This is a genomic window from Mycobacterium ostraviense, from assembly GCF_002705925.1.
Lineage (GTDB): Bacteria > Actinomycetota > Actinomycetes > Mycobacteriales > Mycobacteriaceae > Mycobacterium > Mycobacterium ostraviense.
The window spans coordinates 2,356,511-2,373,253 of the sequence record NZ_NKRE01000001.1 but is presented as its reverse complement, the minus strand read 5'-3'; the positions used below and the strand labels follow the sequence as shown (position 1 = coordinate 2,373,253).

Annotated in this window: 17 protein-coding genes, 1 pseudogene and 2 riboswitches; of the genes and pseudogenes, 12 read left to right on the top strand and 6 right to left on the bottom strand. The window is 66.9% G+C overall.

All coding sequences use genetic code 11. From position 1 onward, the window contains the following. Positions 1 to 37 precede the first annotated feature (37 nt). On the top strand, positions 38 to 661 hold the full coding sequence (locus tag CDN38_RS10870; protein WP_075509565.1) for an NUDIX hydrolase: 624 nt from the start codon (positions 38 to 40) through the stop codon (positions 659 to 661). Here the strand turns inward: CDN38_RS10870 and thiE are convergent. Next, complete coding sequence (gene thiE / locus CDN38_RS10865) at positions 633 to 1,292, bottom strand: thiamine phosphate synthase (protein ID WP_142361354.1); 660 nt, start codon at positions 1,290 to 1,292, stop codon at positions 633 to 635. The genes CDN38_RS10870 and thiE overlap by 29 nt on opposite strands. Positions 1,293 to 1,360: 68 nt before the next feature. After that, a riboswitch (TPP riboswitch) is annotated at positions 1,361 to 1,479 on the top strand. Between thiE and thiO the strand changes: the two genes are divergently transcribed. From thiO to CDN38_RS10845, 4 genes are all read left to right on the top strand, one after another. Continuing rightward, complete coding sequence (gene thiO, locus CDN38_RS10860; RefSeq protein WP_075509518.1) at positions 1,469 to 2,491, top strand: glycine oxidase ThiO; 1,023 nt, start codon at positions 1,469 to 1,471, stop codon at positions 2,489 to 2,491. It overlaps the preceding riboswitch by 11 nt. Then, positions 2,488 to 2,685: a sulfur carrier protein ThiS gene (thiS, locus tag CDN38_RS10855; protein WP_075509519.1), complete on the top strand. Its 198-nt coding sequence runs from the start codon at positions 2,488 to 2,490 to the stop codon at positions 2,683 to 2,685. The genes thiO and thiS overlap by 4 nt, the downstream gene beginning before the upstream one ends. Position 2,686: 1 nt before the next feature. Further along, positions 2,687 to 3,442, top strand: coding sequence for a thiazole synthase (locus CDN38_RS10850; protein ID WP_075509520.1), 756 nt, complete (start codon positions 2,687 to 2,689; stop codon positions 3,440 to 3,442). Continuing rightward, entirely contained in the window at positions 3,439 to 4,218 is a 780-nt protein-coding gene (locus tag CDN38_RS10845) for an SGNH/GDSL hydrolase family protein (RefSeq protein ID WP_075509521.1), read from the top strand. Before CDN38_RS10850 ends, CDN38_RS10845 begins: the two co-directional genes overlap by 4 nt. A gap of 3 nt (positions 4,219 to 4,221) precedes the next feature. Here the strand turns inward: CDN38_RS10845 and CDN38_RS10840 are convergent, their stop codons facing one another. Beyond that, positions 4,222 to 4,743, bottom strand: coding sequence for a serine/threonine protein kinase (locus CDN38_RS10840; RefSeq protein WP_075509522.1), 522 nt, complete (start codon positions 4,741 to 4,743; stop codon positions 4,222 to 4,224). A 505-nt stretch (positions 4,744 to 5,248) separates the two neighbouring features. Between CDN38_RS10840 and CDN38_RS10835 the strand changes: the two genes are divergently transcribed. The 6 genes from CDN38_RS10835 to CDN38_RS10810 all read left to right on the top strand — a co-directional run bounded on the left by CDN38_RS10835 (position 5,249) and on the right by CDN38_RS10810 (position 11,495). Continuing rightward, complete coding sequence (locus CDN38_RS10835; RefSeq protein ID WP_075509523.1) at positions 5,249 to 5,578, top strand: CD225/dispanin family protein; 330 nt, start codon at positions 5,249 to 5,251, stop codon at positions 5,576 to 5,578. A gap of 9 nt (positions 5,579 to 5,587) precedes the next feature. Beyond that, complete coding sequence (locus CDN38_RS10830; protein WP_075509524.1) at positions 5,588 to 6,013, top strand: DUF2752 domain-containing protein; 426 nt, start codon at positions 5,588 to 5,590, stop codon at positions 6,011 to 6,013. A 139-nt stretch (positions 6,014 to 6,152) separates the two neighbouring features. Continuing rightward, a complete protein-coding gene (locus tag CDN38_RS10825; RefSeq protein ID WP_075509567.1) occupies positions 6,153 to 7,652 on the top strand; it encodes a M28 family metallopeptidase in 1,500 nt (499 codons plus the stop codon). Continuing rightward, positions 7,649 to 9,109: a M28 family peptidase gene (locus tag CDN38_RS10820; protein WP_075509525.1), complete on the top strand. Its 1,461-nt coding sequence runs from the start codon at positions 7,649 to 7,651 to the stop codon at positions 9,107 to 9,109. Before CDN38_RS10825 ends, CDN38_RS10820 begins: the two co-directional genes overlap by 4 nt. Before the next feature lie 205 nt (positions 9,110 to 9,314). Then, the gene (locus CDN38_RS10815) at positions 9,315 to 10,811 is read left to right on the top strand and encodes a neutral zinc metallopeptidase (RefSeq protein WP_075509526.1); all 1,497 of its coding nucleotides are present in this window, start codon (positions 9,315 to 9,317) and stop codon (positions 10,809 to 10,811) included. A 216-nt stretch (positions 10,812 to 11,027) separates the two neighbouring features. Next, positions 11,028 to 11,495: an Rv1419 family lectin gene (locus CDN38_RS10810; RefSeq protein ID WP_075509527.1), complete on the top strand. Its 468-nt coding sequence runs from the start codon at positions 11,028 to 11,030 to the stop codon at positions 11,493 to 11,495. 53 nt (positions 11,496 to 11,548) lie between these two features. On the opposite strand, the pseudogene CDN38_RS10805 reads toward CDN38_RS10810, so the two are convergent. The 4 genes and pseudogenes from CDN38_RS10805 to thiC form a co-directional block, all read right to left on the bottom strand. Beyond that, a pseudogene (locus CDN38_RS10805) lies at positions 11,549 to 12,646 on the bottom strand (13E12 repeat family protein); the annotation flags it as partial. An 89-nt stretch (positions 12,647 to 12,735) separates the two neighbouring features. After that, positions 12,736 to 13,356 carry an alpha/beta hydrolase family protein gene (locus CDN38_RS10800; protein ID WP_075509528.1) on the bottom strand — a complete coding sequence of 207 codons (621 nt, stop codon included), beginning with the start codon at positions 13,354 to 13,356 and terminating at the stop codon, positions 12,736 to 12,738. Then, entirely contained in the window at positions 13,353 to 14,180 is an 828-nt protein-coding gene (gene thiD / locus CDN38_RS10795) for a bifunctional hydroxymethylpyrimidine kinase/phosphomethylpyrimidine kinase (protein ID WP_075509529.1), read from the bottom strand. Before thiD ends, CDN38_RS10800 begins: the two co-directional genes overlap by 4 nt. Continuing rightward, entirely contained in the window at positions 14,177 to 15,808 is a 1,632-nt protein-coding gene (thiC, locus tag CDN38_RS10790; RefSeq protein WP_075509530.1) for a phosphomethylpyrimidine synthase ThiC, read from the bottom strand. Before thiC ends, thiD begins: the two co-directional genes overlap by 4 nt. Then, positions 15,798 to 15,908: riboswitch (TPP riboswitch) on the bottom strand. It overlaps the preceding gene by 11 nt. A 137-nt stretch (positions 15,909 to 16,045) precedes the next feature. Here thiC and CDN38_RS10785 point away from each other — a divergent pair. Next, a complete protein-coding gene (locus tag CDN38_RS10785) occupies positions 16,046 to 16,687 on the top strand; it encodes a PAS and ANTAR domain-containing protein (RefSeq protein WP_075509568.1) in 642 nt (213 codons plus the stop codon). Positions 16,688 to 16,743: the final 56 nt, after the last annotated feature.

The following is a 16,743-nucleotide window of genomic DNA, read 5'->3' as shown; positions in this document are numbered from 1 at the left end:
TAAGTCCCCGGCGGCGTCGCGTGCATATCCTGAATTGGTGCAGGGCGACGGGGACGGATGGGTGGTATCCGACAACGGCGCCCACTACTGGGGCCGATTCGGCTCGGCCGGGCTGCTGCTTCGGGCCCCGTTGCCCGACGGCGGCCCCGCGGTGCTGCTGCAGCACCGGGCGGTGTGGAGCCATCAGGGTGGCACCTGGGGCTTGCCGGGCGGTGCCCGGGACAGCCATGAGACTCCGGAACAGACCGCGGTCCGCGAAGCCCGGGAAGAGGCGGGCCTGGCGGCCGAGCGCCTGACCGTGCGGGCGGTGCTGGTGACGGCCAGCCCGCGCGGCACGGCCTGGACCTATACGACGGTCGTCGCCGACACCGACGAGTTGCTGCACACCGTGCCCAACCGGGAAAGCGCCGAGCTGCGCTGGGTTGCCGAGGACGACGTGACCGACCTTCCGCTGCATCCCGGATTCGCCGCCAGCTGGCAGCTGCTGCGCACCGCCCCGGTCACCGTGCCGCTGCGCCGCGGCGACGAACGCCGGCGACGGCTGCCCTGCACGGTGGAAATCGAGGACGGGGTCTTCGTGTGGTGCATGCCGGGCGACGCGGATCTGGTGCCGTCGCAGCTGAGTCCGCGGGTCAGCTCGTTGCTGGAAGCGCTGACCTGAGCCGTTCGGCGGCTGCCTTCGGGTCGTCGGCCGCCGCGATGGCGCGCACCACCACGATCCGGCGGGCACCGGCGGCCACGACGTCGGGCAGGCGCTGCGCGTCGATGCCGCCGATAGCGAACCACGGTTTGTCGCCACCGATTGCGGCGGCGGCCCGCACCAGGTCCAGCCCCGGTGCCGGGCGCCCCGGCTTGGTCGGGGTGGGCCAGCAGGGTCCCACGCAGAAGTAGTCGTCATCGGCGACGGCGGCCGCGGCAACCTGGTCGCGGTCATGAGTGGACCGGCCGATCAGCACGCCGGGCCCGACGATCTTCCGGGCGATGCTCGACGGCAGGTCGCGCTGACCCAGGTGCAGCACGTCGGCGCCGGCGGCCGCAGCGATGTCGGCCCGGTCGTTGACCGCGAACAGGGCGCCGTGGCGGCGGGCCGCGTCGGCGAGGACCTCGCAGGCGGCCAGTTCGTCGAGTGCCTCCAGCGGCCCGAACCGCTGCTCGCCGACCGAGCCCTTGTCCCGAAGCTGGATGATGTCCACGCCACCGGCCAACGCCGTATCGGCGAACTCGGCCAGGTCGCCGCGCTCGCGACGGGCGTCGGTGCACAAATAGAGCCTCGCCTCGGCTAGACGGGCCAGACGAGCCAGACGGGCCAGACGGGACTGCACACTGCGACGCTAGCGCGCTAGTTTGGAACCAGAAGAACCCCTGTAGGCACGGGAGTCCCGGGTAACCAGCGGGACTGAGAGTGGGCACCTTGGACCTGCCCTGACCGTCACACCTGATCCGGGTCATGCCGGCGAAGGGAGCAAGGATGTCAGCACCCACACCCGCGGGGTCATTGGCCGTCATCGGCGGCGGCGTCATCGGGTTGTCGGTGGCGCGCCGGGCGGCCCGGGCCGGATGGTCGGTGCGGGTGCATCGCAGCGGTGAGTCCGGCGCGTCGTGGGTCGCCGGCGGCATGATCGCCCCGCACAGCGAAGGCTGGCCGGGTGAGGAACGGTTGTTGCGGCTCGGGCTGGAGTCGCTGCGGCTGTGGCACGTCGGCGGTTTCCTGGACGGGCTGCCGTCACACGTGGTCACCGCCCGCGAGTCGCTGGTGGTGGCTGTCGACCGGGCCGACGTCGCCGACCTGCATACCGTTGCGGACTGGTTGTCGCAGCAAGGGCATCCGGTGGTGTGGGAGTCGGCCGCCCGCGACGTCGAACCGCTGCTGGCACAAGGGATCCGGCACGGCTTTCGCGCGCCTACCGAACTGGCGGTCGACAACCGCGCATTGCTCGACGCGCTGACCGTGGACTGTGAGCGACTCGGCGTCGCCTGGGCCGCTCCGGTGACCGGGCTGTCCGAGGCTGAGGGGGACGCGGTGGTGATCGCCAACGGCATCGACGCCCCCGCGTTGTGGCCCGGGCTGCCGGTGCGCCCGGTGAAGGGGGAGGTACTGCGGCTGCGCTGGCGCAAAGGTTGTATGCCGTTGTCGCGGCGAGTGATTCGCGCACGGGTCCACGGTCGCCAGGTGTATCTGGTGCCGCGGGCGGACGGGGTGGTGGTGGGCGCCACCCAGTATGAACACGGCCGCGACACCGCGCCGGTGGTGTCGGGCGTGCGTGACCTGCTGGACGACGCGTGCGCGGTGCTGCCGGCCCTGGGTGAGTACGAATTGGCCGAGTGCTCGGCGGGACTGCGGCCGATGACGCCCGACAACCTGCCGATCGTGCAGCGCCTGGACGAGCGGACCCTAGTCGCCGCGGGCCATGGCCGGTCGGGATTCCTGTTGGCGCCGTGGACGGCCGAGCAGATCATGTCCGAACTCGCTGCGGTCGGAGCGAGCGCATGATCGTCGTCGTCAACGAGCAGCAGGTGGAGGTCGACGAGCAGACCACCGTTGCCGCGCTGCTGCAGTCGCTGGGTTTCCCCGACCGCGGCGTTGCGGTGGCCCTGGACCGCGCGGTGCTTCCTCGATCTAACTGGGCGACAACGCTTTCCGAAGGTGATCGGCTCGAGGTGGTGACGGCGGTGCAGGGTGGTTGACGTGGGCGACAAACTGACGATCGGCGACCGCAGTTTCGCGTCGCGGCTGATCATGGGCACCGGGGGAGCGTCGAATCTGGCGGTGCTGGAGGAGGCGTTGGTCGCCTCGGGTACCGAGCTGACCACCGTCGCGATCCGCCGGGTCGACGCCGAGGGCGGAACCGGCCTGCTCGACCTGCTCAACCGGCTGGGTATCACGCCGCTGCCCAACACCGCGGGGTGCCGCAGTGCCGCCGAGGCGGTGCTGACCGCGCAGCTGGCCCGTGAAGCGCTGGACACCAACTGGGTCAAGCTGGAGGTGATCGCCGACGAGCGCACCCTGCTGCCGGACGCTATCGAATTAGTGAGGGCCGCAGAGCAATTGGTCGACGACGGGTTTGTGGTGCTGCCGTACACCAATGACGACCCGGTGCTGGCCCGCCGCCTCGAGGACGCCGGTTGCGCGGCGGTGATGCCGCTGGGCTCACCGATCGGCACCGGCCTCGGCATCACCAACCCGCACAATATCGAGATGATCGTGACGCAGGCCGGTGTTCCGGTGGTCCTCGACGCGGGCATCGGCACCGCCAGCGATGCCGCGCTGGCAATGGAGTTGGGTTGTGACGCGGTGTTGTTGGCTACCGCGGTGACCCGGGCCGCAGATCCTCCGGCGATGGCCGCCGCAATGGCCGCTGCCGTCACCGCCGGCCATCTGGCCCGCCGTGCCGGCAGGATCCCGAAACGCTTTTGGGCGCAGGCCTCCAGCCCCGAGCTATGACCAAACGCACCAAACGTTATGTGGCGCTTGGCAGTTCGATGGCAGCCGGCCCGGGCATCCGGCCCCGCGCGGCCGGCGCGCCGTGGCGATCCGGCCGATCGGCCCGCAACTACCCGCACCTGGTCGCCGAACAACAACGCCTGGAGTTGGTGGACGTCACCTACTCCGGCGCCACCACCGCCAATGTGCTCGGTGATCACCAGCACGGCGCGCCACCTCAGATAACCGCGCTGGACGGCTCGGAGTCGTTGGTCACGGTCACCATCGGCGGCAACGACGTCGGCTACATTCCGCTGCTGATGGCCGCGGCGTTGCCGGGACCGGCGCGGCGCCTGCCGATGCTCGGCGCGTGGATAGCCGAACTGCGCGACCGCAACTCCCGCGATCAGGCCCTGGCCCAGGTATTCGATTCGCTGTGCGAGGTCGGTCGTTCGTTACGGCGGCGGGCGCCGCGGGCGCGGGTACTCTTCGTCGACTACCTCACGGTGTTGCCCCCGGCGGGGGTCGCGGCTCCGCCGTTGTCCGCGGCCGACAGCGAACTCGGCCGCCACGTCGCCGCAACGCTGGAACGACTTACCGCCGACGCCGCCGCGCTCACCGGCTGTGAGGTCGTGCGCGCCGCGGCAGCCAGCCGCGACCACCACGCATGGTCACCCGAGCCGTGGACGGAAAAGCCTGCACGGTTAGCGGTGCCGCTACCGGCGCGGCCGGCGCCGCTGCACCCCAATGCCGCCGGGATGCGCGCGGTGGCGAAACTGGTTGCGGCCCAACTGTAAGCGTCAGCCGTTGGTCCGCCACCACTGGTAAAGCGCGGGGACATCCGAGTTGCCGGCACGGATGTAGCTGAGCACGTTCTTGGCGTCGGTGGTCCAGATGATCTCGGCGGCACCCTGGTAGGTGCCGCAGGCCACCTGTCCGGCCGTGGCGCCCGCGCTGCCCTGGCGCCAGGTGGTCGGCGACTGGCCGCTGTCCCCGCACGCGGTGAGGGTTTCGTCCTTGATGCTGGCCTTGAATGATCCGTTCATGTCGTCGGGGGTGGCGAAGAGGATGTACTTGGCTAGGGCGGGTCCCGCGGCGTCGGGGTTTTGCCCGCAGGAAAGCGCGGCGAGTTCGCCACTGGTGATCGTCTGGGCCGTGCAGTTGTTGAGGCCGTAACCCTTCGACACCGAACCGGCGAGGGTGTTGACGTCGGACGCAGTGCCGGTGGGGTCCGCGTTCGCGGTGGCAGTACCCAGGCAGGCGAGGCTACCCATGAGTGCTGCAGCCGCCGCGGCTCGCAGCGCGGTGATGAAGTGAGACATCCTTGACTCCTTGGTGTGTCGGACCGACGATGCGGCTGCGTTGACATCGGTGAGTGTATTGGTGTCGCTCGTCGGAAAACAGGGCTTCGTCGATCGGCATGGGAGGGCCGTGACGAGGCTATGTCCCCGGCCGAACACATATTCTGTTGGAAATTGTCTGTTGTGACATTAATTTCGGTGTGCGGCCGACATTGATCAAGCTGCCAGCACGTCTGGGCGCTGGTGCCGATGATTGGTGAAATGAATAGTCGCACAATTCCTTTCGCCCGAGTTTGACCACTGATTCTCGCTCCGGCTGACCCTGGTGGCAGCGGTAAACGATTGCCCCCGGGGGTCATCCGGGTCGAGCCGATTCGGACAGGGGCGCCGCGTTGCGCCATGGAAGCGGTTCAGCGGTTGCCCGCCGCCGCGCGGATTTTTCCGCTTAGGTGATGCCGTCAGGACGGCTCTCGGGTATGGTAAGCACCGCTTTAGGCCAGCTAACTTCTCTTGATCTGGAGTTTTCATGACACAACCACCACCGCCTGGTTACCCACCGCAGCAGCCACCTGCCGGGCAACAACCTGACAACTACTTGGTGTGGTCCATTCTGGTGACGTTGTTCTGCTGTCTTCCGCTCGGGATCGTTGCGATCGTCAAGTCCACCCAGGTCAGTGGGCTGTGGGCACAGGGGCGCTATGCAGAGGCCCAGGCGGCCGCCGACAGCGCCAAGAAGTTCGTGATGTGGTCGGCCATCGCCGGCGTAATCGTGATCGTCATCTACGGCATCTTGATGGCGGTCGGCGCGCTGAACGCCGGGACGTCGAGCGCGGCCATGCTCGTGGGGATGTTCTAAGGCGAGTACATGGTGACCCACCAAGGATCGGTGCCGTTGCGGTTGGGTGCGCCACTGCTGGTGGCCGCGGCCACCATGTCGGTATGCGCCGTTGTCTGGGTGGGGGACCCGACAACGCCGAACGGTCCGCTGCCGGTATGCCCCACCAAGGCATTGCTGGGTATCGATTGTCCCGGCTGTGGCAGCCTGCGAATGCTGTACAGCCTGATGCACGGCAATCTGTTGGCCGCCGCCAGATTCAACGCTCTCGGCCTGGCGGCGGTGGTGCTCTTGGTGTGGGCCTACCTGGCGTGGACTTATGGTCGCCTGGTAGGCCGGCGAATGCGCGGGTGGCAGCGCAGTCGCTGGGCGGCCCTGGTGACGCTGTCGCTGGTGCTGGCCTGGTTCGTGGTGCGCAACATCCCGGTTGCGCCGTTCAGCGCGTTGTTTGTCTGAGTCTGGGTTTGTCTGAGGCTGGGTTCGGCTGGGTTCGTCTGATCGTTGCGTTCACCTGCATTCACTAAGTCCGGATCGATCGCCCGCCGAATGGGTGTCACGCGGCGCCATGCCTGGACCGCGGTCTAATCTGGGCGCGATGGCGAACAAATCAAGGACCCCGGCGATGGCCGTGGTGGTGGTGGTCGTTGCCTTGCTGGTGGTCGGTTGTGTTCATTCGTCGGGCTGTCCCCAGGCCTTTACCGGTAATCCGGCCGCGGCCGAGTTCGCCGATGCGTTGCACAACCGGGTGCATACCGAAGCGATGATGGCGCATCTGGCCAAACTGCAGGACATCGCCAACGCCAACAACGGCACCCGGGCGGTAGGCACCCCGGGCTATGAGGCCAGCGTCGACTACGTCGTCAACACCTTGCGCAACAGCGGTTTTGACGTGCAGACACCCGAGTTTTCGGCCCGGGTGTTCCACGCCGAGAAGGGGTCGGTGACCGTCGGTGGCCTGACCGTGGAGGCACATGCGCTGGAGTACAGTCTCGGCACCGCCCCGGACGGGGTGAGCGGACCGTTGCTGTCGGTTCCTACCGACGACAGCCCGGGCTGCACCGCCGCCGACTACGACAAACTGCCCGCAAGGGGTGCGGTGGCGCTGGTGGACCGTGGCAGCTGCGAGTTCGCCCAGAAAGAAGACGTCGCCGCCCAGCAGGGCGTCGCGGCGCTGATCATCGTCGACAACGTCGACGAGCAGTCGATGGGCGGCACCCTGGGGGTCAACACCGACGTCAAGATCCCGGTCGTCGGTGTCACCAAGTCGGTGGGCATGCAATTGCGCGCGAAGTCCGGCCCCACAACCGTCAAGCTCACCGCGAGCACCCAGAGTTTCAAGGCGCGCAACGTCATTGCGCAGACCAAAACCGGGTCCACCGCCGACGTGGTGATGGCAGGCGCGCATTTGGACAGCGTGGCCGAGGGGCCCGGTATCAACGACAACGGCTCCGGAGTGGCCGCGGTCCTGGAAACCGCAGTGCAACTGGGCAACTCGCCGCGCGTGCACAACGCGGTGCGATTCGGATTCTGGGGTGCCGAAGAGCTAGGGCTGATCGGATCCCGCAACTATGTCGAGTCGCTCAATCTCGAGGCGCTGAAGAACATAGCGCTCTATCTGAACTTCGACATGCTGGCCTCCCCCAATCCGGGCTACTTCGCCTATGACGGAGACCAGTCGCTGCCACTGGACAGCCGTGGCCAGCCGGTGGTGCCGGAAGGCTCGGCCGGAATCGAGCGGCTGCTGGTCGCGTATTTGAAGTTGGCCGGCAAGACCGCGCAGGACACCGCGTTCGACGGTCGTTCCGACTACGACGGATTCACCTTGGCGGGGATCCCGTCCGGCGGGCTCTTCGCCGGCGCGGAGGTCAAGAAGACCGATGAGCAGGCAAAGCTGTGGGGCGGCACCGCAAACGAGCCCTTCGATCCCAACTATCACCAAAAGGGTGACACCTTAGAGCACATCGACCGCACGGCGCTGGGCATCCAGGGCGCCGGTGTCGCCTACGCCGTGGGCCTGTACGCGCAGGACCTGACCGGCCGTAACGGTGTTCCCCCGATAGAGGATCGCACCCGTCACGTGCTCGTCAAGCCATGATGCGAAGCTTGACAGCGACGCTGGTGCTGGCCTGTCTGCTGACCGCATGCTCGGCGCCCAAACTCGCGCCGCCGGCCGCGGCCCCTGATCTGGGTCGCACGCTGGCCGGCAAGGTCACCGACGACGGGATGTTCACCCACCTGCGGGCGCTGCAGGCCATCGCCAACGCCAACAACGGCAACCGGGCGACGGGTACGCGTGGCTACGACGCCAGCGTCGACTATGTGGCGAACGCACTGCGCACCAAGGGTTTTGAGGTGTCGACAGCACAGTTCGAGCGGGTGTACACGGCGTCGCAGGGCAAACCGGCGCTGACGGTCGCCGGCCGCAGTTATCCCGTCGACCAGGCCTCGCTGCTGGTTCGGACGCCACCCGGTGGCCTGACCGGCCAGCCGGTACGGCCCACCCAACCAGCCGGCTGCGCCGTCGGCGACTACCCGTCCGTCCTGCCGAAGAGCGCGATCGCCGTGGTGGACGATACGCGCTGTTCGGTGGTCGACAAGCAGAACAGTGCGCTCGCCAAAGGTGCTATCGGGCTGATCGTGGTAAGTGAGCCCACGAGACAGGGAAGCCCGCCGACTCTCTTCAGCCCCGGCTACTACAACCAGCTCACCGTGCCCGTCGCGGTGGTCGACGCCAACGTCGCCGCTGCCCTGGGACGCGCAACCGCCCCGGTGCGGCTGGTGCTGGACACCGAGAACGTCAAGATCACATCGCGAAATGTGCTGGCGCAGACCAAAACCGGATCGCCGAACGAGGTGATCATGCTCGGCGCACATCTCGACAGCCCAGCCGGGGGCCCGGGCATCAACGACGGCGGGTCCGGGGTGGCCGCGGTGCTGGAAACGGCGCTGCAGTTGGGGCCGCTGCCGCCGGTGAACAATGCGGTGCGGTTCGCCTTCTGGGGCGCCGGGCTCACCGGCGCGATGGACTACGTCTTTGGTCTGAATGGCGAACAGCTCAACAACATCGCGATGTACCTGAATTTCGACATGCTGGGCTCGCCCAACGCGGGTTTCTTCACCGACGACGGCGACCAGTCCGGCCCGCCGGGTCCCGGTGTGGCGTCAGCCGATGTGCCGGAAGGTTCGGCCGGGATCGAACGCACCCTTGCTGGCTATGTGAACCTGGCGGGTAAGCGGCCCGCCGACATGCCGCTGACCGCCAGTGCCGACTACCATCCGTTCCTGATCGCCGGTGTGCCGATCGGCGGTCTGACCACCGGCGCCTCCCAGACGAAAACTACTGTGCAGGCACGCCTTTGGGGCGGCCAGGCCGGCGTCGCATTCGATCCCAATTACCTGAGCGTCCGGGACACCGCCGACAACGTCAACAGGCAAGCACTGGCCGTGATGGGCTCGGCGGTGGCGTTCGCGGTGGGCAGCTATGCGCAGTCCATCGCGGGCGTCAACGGCGTCACCCCACACGACAAGCGCCATCGCGCGCCGGTGTCGTAGCGGCTGCCGCGCCGGGCGGAGTCCGGCAGGTCCGGCGAGTATAGAAACCGCAAGTATAGAAACCGTTGTGGCACCGGCCTGCTCGGGCCGTATGCGGCACCCGGACTTTTTGCGGCGTCGCTGCTTGGTTTGCGCACTGACTTCCAATCAACCGATCTAAACTGGGACCCTTGGGTGCAGGCCGGTCGGGATCGGGGTCGATTATATGGATAACTGCGGTCGGGCAAGACGTCAATTGCGGCGGCGACGCACACGCGGGCTGACCGCATCACTACGCGCCGCGGCAGCCGGCCTGGGTGCCATGCTGGTGGTGGCCGGTTGTACCACGATGGTGGGGGGACGCGCGCTGTCGATCCTCAACGACCCGTTCCGGGTAGGAGGTCTGCCCGCCACCAACGGTCCCAGCGGCCCCCGTCCCGACGGGCCCGCTCCGACCGGCACGGTGATCAACACCAACAACGGACCGATCGACAAGTTGTCGTTGCTGTCGGTCAACGACATCCAGGATTACTGGAAAGCGGTCTACAGCGAAGCCCTCAAGGGCACGTTCAAGCCCGTCGACAAACTGGTGTCCTACGACTCCGACGATCCCAGCAGCCCGATGGTCTGCCACAACGAGACCTACCAGTTGGTCAACGCGTTCTTCACTTCGCGCTGCAACATGATCGCCTGGGACCGCGGAGTGTTCATGCCGGTCGCCGAGAAGTATTTCGGCGACATCTCCGTCACCGGCGTGTTAGCACACGAGTTCGGGCATGCCCTGCAGGTGATGGCGAAGTTGGTGACCCGCAACGATGCCACCATTGTCCGTGAGCAACAAGCGGATTGCTTCGCCGGCGTCTATTTGTACTGGGTCGCCGCGGGTAAGTCGCCGCGCTTCACGCTGAGCACCGCGGACGGCCTCGACCACGTGCTCGCCGGGATCATCACCACCCGCGACCCGGTGATGGACGCGGACGCGGAGAACGACGACGAACACGGGTCCGCCCTGGACCGCGTCAGCGCCTTCCAGATGGGCTTCCTCAGCGGGACCGAGGCGTGTGCGGCGATCAACAAGGCCGAGATCGAGCGGCGCCGTGGGGATCTGCCGAAAGGCCTGCGGGTCGACAGCAGCGGGAACCCGGAGACCGGTGAGGTCGCGATCAACGAAGACACACTGAAGACGCTGATGGAGCTGATGGGCAAGATCTTTTCGCCCAAGAATCCGCCCACGCTGTCCTACCAGCCGGCCGGTTGCCGAGATGCCAAGCCCAGTCCGCCGGCGTCATACTGTCCGGCCAGCAACACGATCGTCGTCGACCTGCCGGCGTTGGCGACCATGGGAAAGGTCGCCGGCACCGACGAGCAGTCGTTGCCGCAAGGCGATGACACCGCGTTGTCGATCGTGATGTCAAGATACGCACTGGCGGCGCAGCATGAACGCGGGCTGGCGATGCAGAGTCCGTGGACCGCCCTGCGGACGGCCTGCCTGACCGGCGTCGCGCACCGGAAAATGGCCGAGCCGATCGAACTGCCGTCCGGTCAGCAACTCATTCTCACCGCCGGTGATCTCGACGAAGCCGTTTCCGGACTGCTGACCAACCACATGGTGGCCAGCGACGCCGACGGGATCAGCGTGCCGGCCGGGTTCACCCGGATCGCGGCATTTCGTGCCGGAGTGGGTGGCGACATGGAGGCCTGCTATTCGCGTTACGCGTTGTAGCGCGGCCGGCCGCATTCGGGAACTCGAATTCCGTTGCTGTGCAAGGGATTATTGGACAGCGTCGGGCAAGGAGCGAGTTACCAGATGCAGAGTGGCTCGGTGCAGGCTAAGGTAAGGATCTGGTTATCCGCGGCAAACCGGCTGCGGCGGGTGTGGTTTCGGCGAGAGCTGCGCTGCCGGGTGGGTGAGGTGGTTCGACACGATGGTGGAGCTGGGATGCCGCGGTTGATGTGCGGTGGGCGCCGCGCCCCTGCCGTGGTCGGTGCAGTCTTGGGTCTCGCCCTGCTCAACGCCGGTGTGGCACATGCCGACGGCCCGGTCCAGTTGAAAAGCCGATTAGGCGATGTCTGTCTGGACGCCCCGAGCGGCAGCTGGGTCAGCCCGGTGGTGATCAACCCCTGCAATGGGACAGGCTTCCAGCGCTGGAATCTCAATGGTCAGGAGATCGAAAGCGTGGCCTTCCCCGGGGAGTGCCTGACACAACCGGGGGAGGGTTGGTGGGCGAAACTCAATCCCTGCACCAATTGGATCAGCCAGCATTGGACCATCCAGTCCAACGGCCAGGTGACGAATGACCTTGGGGGGTGCCTCGCGGTTCTCGGCGGCCCCGACCCGGGGACGTGGGTATCCACCCGATGGTGCAACGCCGGTGCACCCGAGCAGCAGTGGGACAGCGTTCCCTGACCGGGCTTGCCGGGGATCCGGCGCGCTGCAACAAGCTCAGCCCCCGCCGGTGATCACGGGTCGTCGCCGTCTTTGTTGTCGTGGTGTAACAGCTTTTCCGGGTGGAAGTAGGTGTTGGTTCTGGGTTGGCCCGTTGATCCAGACGAGTCCAGGTGCGCCGGTGGGATCCATTCGGTGGTTCCGTCGCTGAGTTTGCGGGTGGTCCAGCCGCCGGAGGTAACCAGCTGGTGGTGGGGTCCGCAGCCCAATGCCAGGTCGTCGATGTTGGTTTGTTGGCATTGGGGGAGGTCCATGGTGTACCTCGGTGAGGTAGCCCGGCACTTCGCAGTGGGAAATGAGCAGCCTCGGTCCTTGGCGTACAACACGATTCGTTGTCCGGGTGTGGCGATGCGTTTGGTGTGATACAGGCCCAGCTCGCGTCCTCTGGTGAAAATCCGCAAGTAATGGGCATGGGAGGCCAGCCGGATCACATCGTGCATGGGCAGCAGGGTGCCGCCGCCGGTCAGCGCGTGGCCGCTGGCGGATTCCAGCTCGGCCAGCGTGGTGGACACGATGATGGTCGCGGGCAGCCCATTGTGTTGACCCAGATCAGTCGAGCACAGCATGGCCCGCAACGCGGTGTCGATCGCGTCATGGGTGCGTTGGGCGGCGCTGCGAGTGTCGGACTCGATCGCGGTTCCGGTGGGGGTGCCGCTGAGACAGGGGTGAGGTCCTCGGGGTTGCACATGCCCGGGGCAGCCAGTTTGGCCAGCAGCGCATCCCAGGTGGCGCGGGCTTCGGGGGTCAGGTATCCGCTGATCGCCGACATGCCGTCGGGGCCTTGGTTGCCGATGGTGATGCCACGCCGGCGGGCGCGGTCGGTGTCGGTGACATTGCCGTCGGGGTTGAGGCAGTCGGCCATCTTGGCGGCCAGGCGCTCGAGTTGGTCGGGGCGGTGTTTTTTGCCGAGGCGGGCCAGGTCGGCTTCGGCTTTGTCGCGGAGGGCCAGGCCGACGAAGCTGGGCAGCTGCTGAAGGAAGGTGCGGATCACCCGGATGCGCGCTGTTGATGTGCCCGGCGCGTTGGGCGGCGGCGGTGGCGCTCAACAGCGGCGGCAACTGCTCGCCCGTCAGCGCCCGCCGCGGTCCCAGATCGGCGGCCTCATTGATGCGCAATCACCGGGTTCCCTACGACTGGCCACGGCGAACGCGTCAGGTAGCCGCTGTCCACCGTCGCACCGCGCTCCTAAGAGGTGACCCGGTCAGCCTGATAACAGGCGCAGTGCCGCATCGACCGCCAACGCCGCGACGTCGAGAGTCTTCGACGCCAAATCGTGTCGCGCGCCGGTGATCTCGATGATTTCGGTTGGTGCGGGGATCAGCGCCGCGGCATCGCGCAGCTCCGCGAGGGTGCCGAACGGATCGGATGTGCCGTGGGTGAACACCGTCGGCACCGTGATGTTCGGCAGGTGCTCGGTGCGGGCGCGCTCCGGCTTACCCGGCGGATGCACCGGATAGGAGAACAGCGTCAGCACGGCAACTTCCGCCGCACCGGTGGCCATCACCATGGAGGTTTGCCGGCCTCCGTAGGAATGCCCGCCCGCGATCAGCGGGCCGCCGGCCAGCCCGCGGCACACCTCGATCGCTTCGACGATGCCCGCGCGGTCGGCGTCGCCCGAGCCGGACGGTGGGCCTTTCGGGCGACGACGACGGTAGGGCAGGTTGTAGCGGACCGCCAGCCAGCCGCGTCGGGCCCATTCGTCGCAAACACGTTGCAGCAGTGGGGAATCCCGGTCACCGCCAGCACCGTGAGTCAACACCGCCACACCCCTTGCGCGGCCGTCGGGCTGGTGGGCGATGCCCGCGATCCGGTCGAGTTTCATGACAGCCGAAACAACGCCGAGACCGGGCCATGGCCGGCCCCCAACGGGTAAGCGGCGCGCAAACATTCGGTGACCCATCGTTTCCCGAAGGCTACCGCGTCGGGCACGGTGAACCCGTGCGCCAGCGCACAAGCGACCGCGGCGGCCAGGGTATCGCCGCCGCCGTGGTCGTTGTTGGTCGGTACCCGCTCCGAATCGAATTCGTAGAAGTCGGTTCCGTCATAGAGCAGGTCGCGGCTGCGCTCGGACGATCGCAGGTGCCCGCCCTTCACCAATACCCACCGGGGACCCAGCGCACTCAGGGCCTTGCACGCTGCGCGCTGCGAATCCGGGTCGACGACTTCTATATCCACCAGCAGGCGCACCTCGTCCAGATTGGGTGTCACCAGCGTCGCCAACGGAAACATTTCAGCGCGAAGCGAATCCAGGCCCGACGCGGCCAACAGCGGGTCTCCGTGCATGGACGCGCAGACCGGGTCGACGACCAGCGGAACCCTCAATTCCAAGCGGCGCCAAGTCTCCGCCACCGCGGCGATGACGCGCGACGACGCCAGCATCCCGGTCTTGGCTGCCTGGATGCCGATATCGGAAACCACCGCCTCGATCTGACCTGCCACGACATCGCCCGGAACTTCGTGAAAGCTTTTGACTCCCAGTGTGTTCTGGACGGTAACGGCGGTGACGGCGACGCAGGCATGCACCCCCAGCAGCGCCATGGTGCGCATATCGGCCTGGATACCGGCACCACCACCCGAGTCCGAGCCGGCGACCGTCAGCGCCCGCAGCGGCGTCGTACCCGGCGGCGGCAAAGGCAGGTAGTTCACTGCGTGATCGGCAAATACACCCGGTTGCCGTGTTCGGCGAACTCCAGCGACTTCTCCTGCATGGCCGCTTCGATGGCTTCCTCGCTGTCGAGACCATGCGCGGCCGCATAGTCCCGCACATCCTGGGTGATTCGCATCGAGCAGAACTTGGGCCCGCACATCGAGCAGAAGTGCGCGGTCTTGGCCGGTTCGGCGGGCAGCGTCTCGTCGTGGAATTCCCGTGCGGTGTCGGGATCCAGCGACAAGGCGAACTGGTCATTCCACCGGAATTCAAATCGAGCAGTGGACAGCGCGTCATCTCTTTCCTGCGCACGCGGATGTCCCTTGGCCAAATCCGCTGCGTGCGCGGCGATCTTGTAGGCGATCACCCCGTCCTTGACGTCCTTGCGGTCGGGCAACCCGAGGTGTTCCTTCGGGGTGACGTAGCACAGCATCGCCGTGCCGGCCTGCGCGATGATGGCCGCGCCGATGGCCGAGGTGATGTGGTCGTAAGCCGGGGCGATGTCGGTGGCCAGCGGACCCAGCGTGTAAAACGGGGCCTCCTCGCACAACTCTTCTTCCAGGCGCACGTTTTCGACGATCTTGTGCATGGGTATGTGGCCCGGTCCTTCGATCATCACCTGTGCGCCATGGGCTTTGGCGATCTTGGTCAGCTCGCCCAGGGTGCGCAGCTCGGCGAACTGCGCGGCGTCGTTGGCGTCGGCGATCGAACCCGGCCGCAACCCATCACCCAGCGAGAACGTGACGTCGTAGCGGGCGAAGATGTCGGCCAGTTCCTCGAAATGCGTGTACAGGAACGACTCTCGGTGATGGGCTAGGCACCAGGCGGCCATGATCGATCCGCCGCGGGACACGATCCCGGTGACGCGTTTGGCGGTCAGTGGCACATAGCGCAGCAGCACCCCGGCGTGCACGGTCATGTAGTCCACGCCCTGCTCGCACTGCTCAATCACCGTGTCGCGGTAGATCTCCCAGGTCAGCTCGGTCGGGTCGCCTTTGACCTTCTCCAGCGCCTGGTAGATCGGCACCGTGCCGACCGGCACCGGCGAATTACGCAGGATCCACTCGCGCGTTTCGTGGATGTTCTTACCGGTGGACAGGTCCATGATGGTGTCGGCGCCCCACCGGGTGGCCCACACCATCTTGTCGACCTCCTCGGCGATCGAGGACGTCACCGCCGAATTGCCGATGTTCGCGTTGACCTTGACCGCGAACGCCTTGCCGATGATCATCGGCTCGCTCTCGGGATGCTTGTGGTTGGCCGGTATCACCGCCCGTCCCCGGGCGACCTCGTCGCGGACCAACTCGGCCGGCAGGTCTTCGCGGGCCGCGATGAACGCCATCTCGTCGGTGATCTCGCCGGCCCGGGCGCGCTGCAGTTGGGTGCCGCGGTCGCTCACCACCCCGGGCCGCCCCGGCAGGCCGGCCGTCAGATCGATGACCGCGTCGGGATCGGTGTAGGGGCCGGAGGTGTCGTAGAGGTCGAAGTGATCCCCGGTGGAAAGGTGCACCCGCCGAAACGGCACACGCGCGCCGGGTATCCCGTCCAGTGCGCGATAAGCCTTGCTGCTGCCCACGATGGGTCCGGTGGTCACGGAAGCTGCCGACGGTTGGGTGGTCACGGTCATGTCATCTCCCTACGCCGGCATTATCCGGTCAGGTTCGTACGGTCGACGGCCCCGAGCCGTCCTCTCAGCGCACTGGGTGTGCGCTCCCGTGTGGATTAGGTGGATGTACCCAACGCTAGCGCAGCGCGGCACCGCTGTGCAGGGGCGTCTGGAGCGTGCTGGCCGGTCAGCCCGGGAAGTGGGATGATTTCAGACGTGCACATGCCCGACTGCCGTGACCATCCGACCGGCGGCGAAATGCCCGCCGGGCTCAGTAAGTACTTGAATGTCGGCGCTTTTCGTTTCTGGTTCGTCGGTCAACGTTGGGAGTGGTCCGACGAAGTAGCACGAATGCATGGCTACGAACCCGGATCGGTGGTGCCGACGACGAAGCTGCTGCTGTCGCACAAACATCCCGGCGACCGCGCCCATGTCCAGGACTTGCTCGACTACGCGTTGCGCTCCGGGGGCTCGTTTTCGAGCCGTCACCGTTTCGTCGACACCAGGGGCAACGTGCACGACGCGATCGTGGTGGCCGATCGCATGCTCGACGATTCGGGTGCGGTACTGGGCACCGCCGGTTATTACATCGACCTCACCGACACCTTCGACGAAGCCCGGCAGGAAGTGCTCGACGAGGCCCTGCCCGACCTGTTCGAGAACCGCGCGGCGATCGAGCAGGCCAAGGGTGTGCTGATGGTCGTATACCGGATCAGCCCCGAGCAGGCCTTCCGTGTCCTGCAATGGCGGTCGCAGGAGACCAATACCAAAGTGCGCGCGCTGGCAAAGCAGATAATCGCCGAAGTCGCCACCTTGCCGGCGCCCTCGGCGACCGTCCAAAGCCAGTTCGACCATCTGTTGCTGACGGTGCATGAACGCATCCCCGCCGGAGCGGGTTAGGCTGTAGCAATCTAGGACGGCGCAGGCGTGGGTCGGGCGCCCCGCCCCAGTTAGCC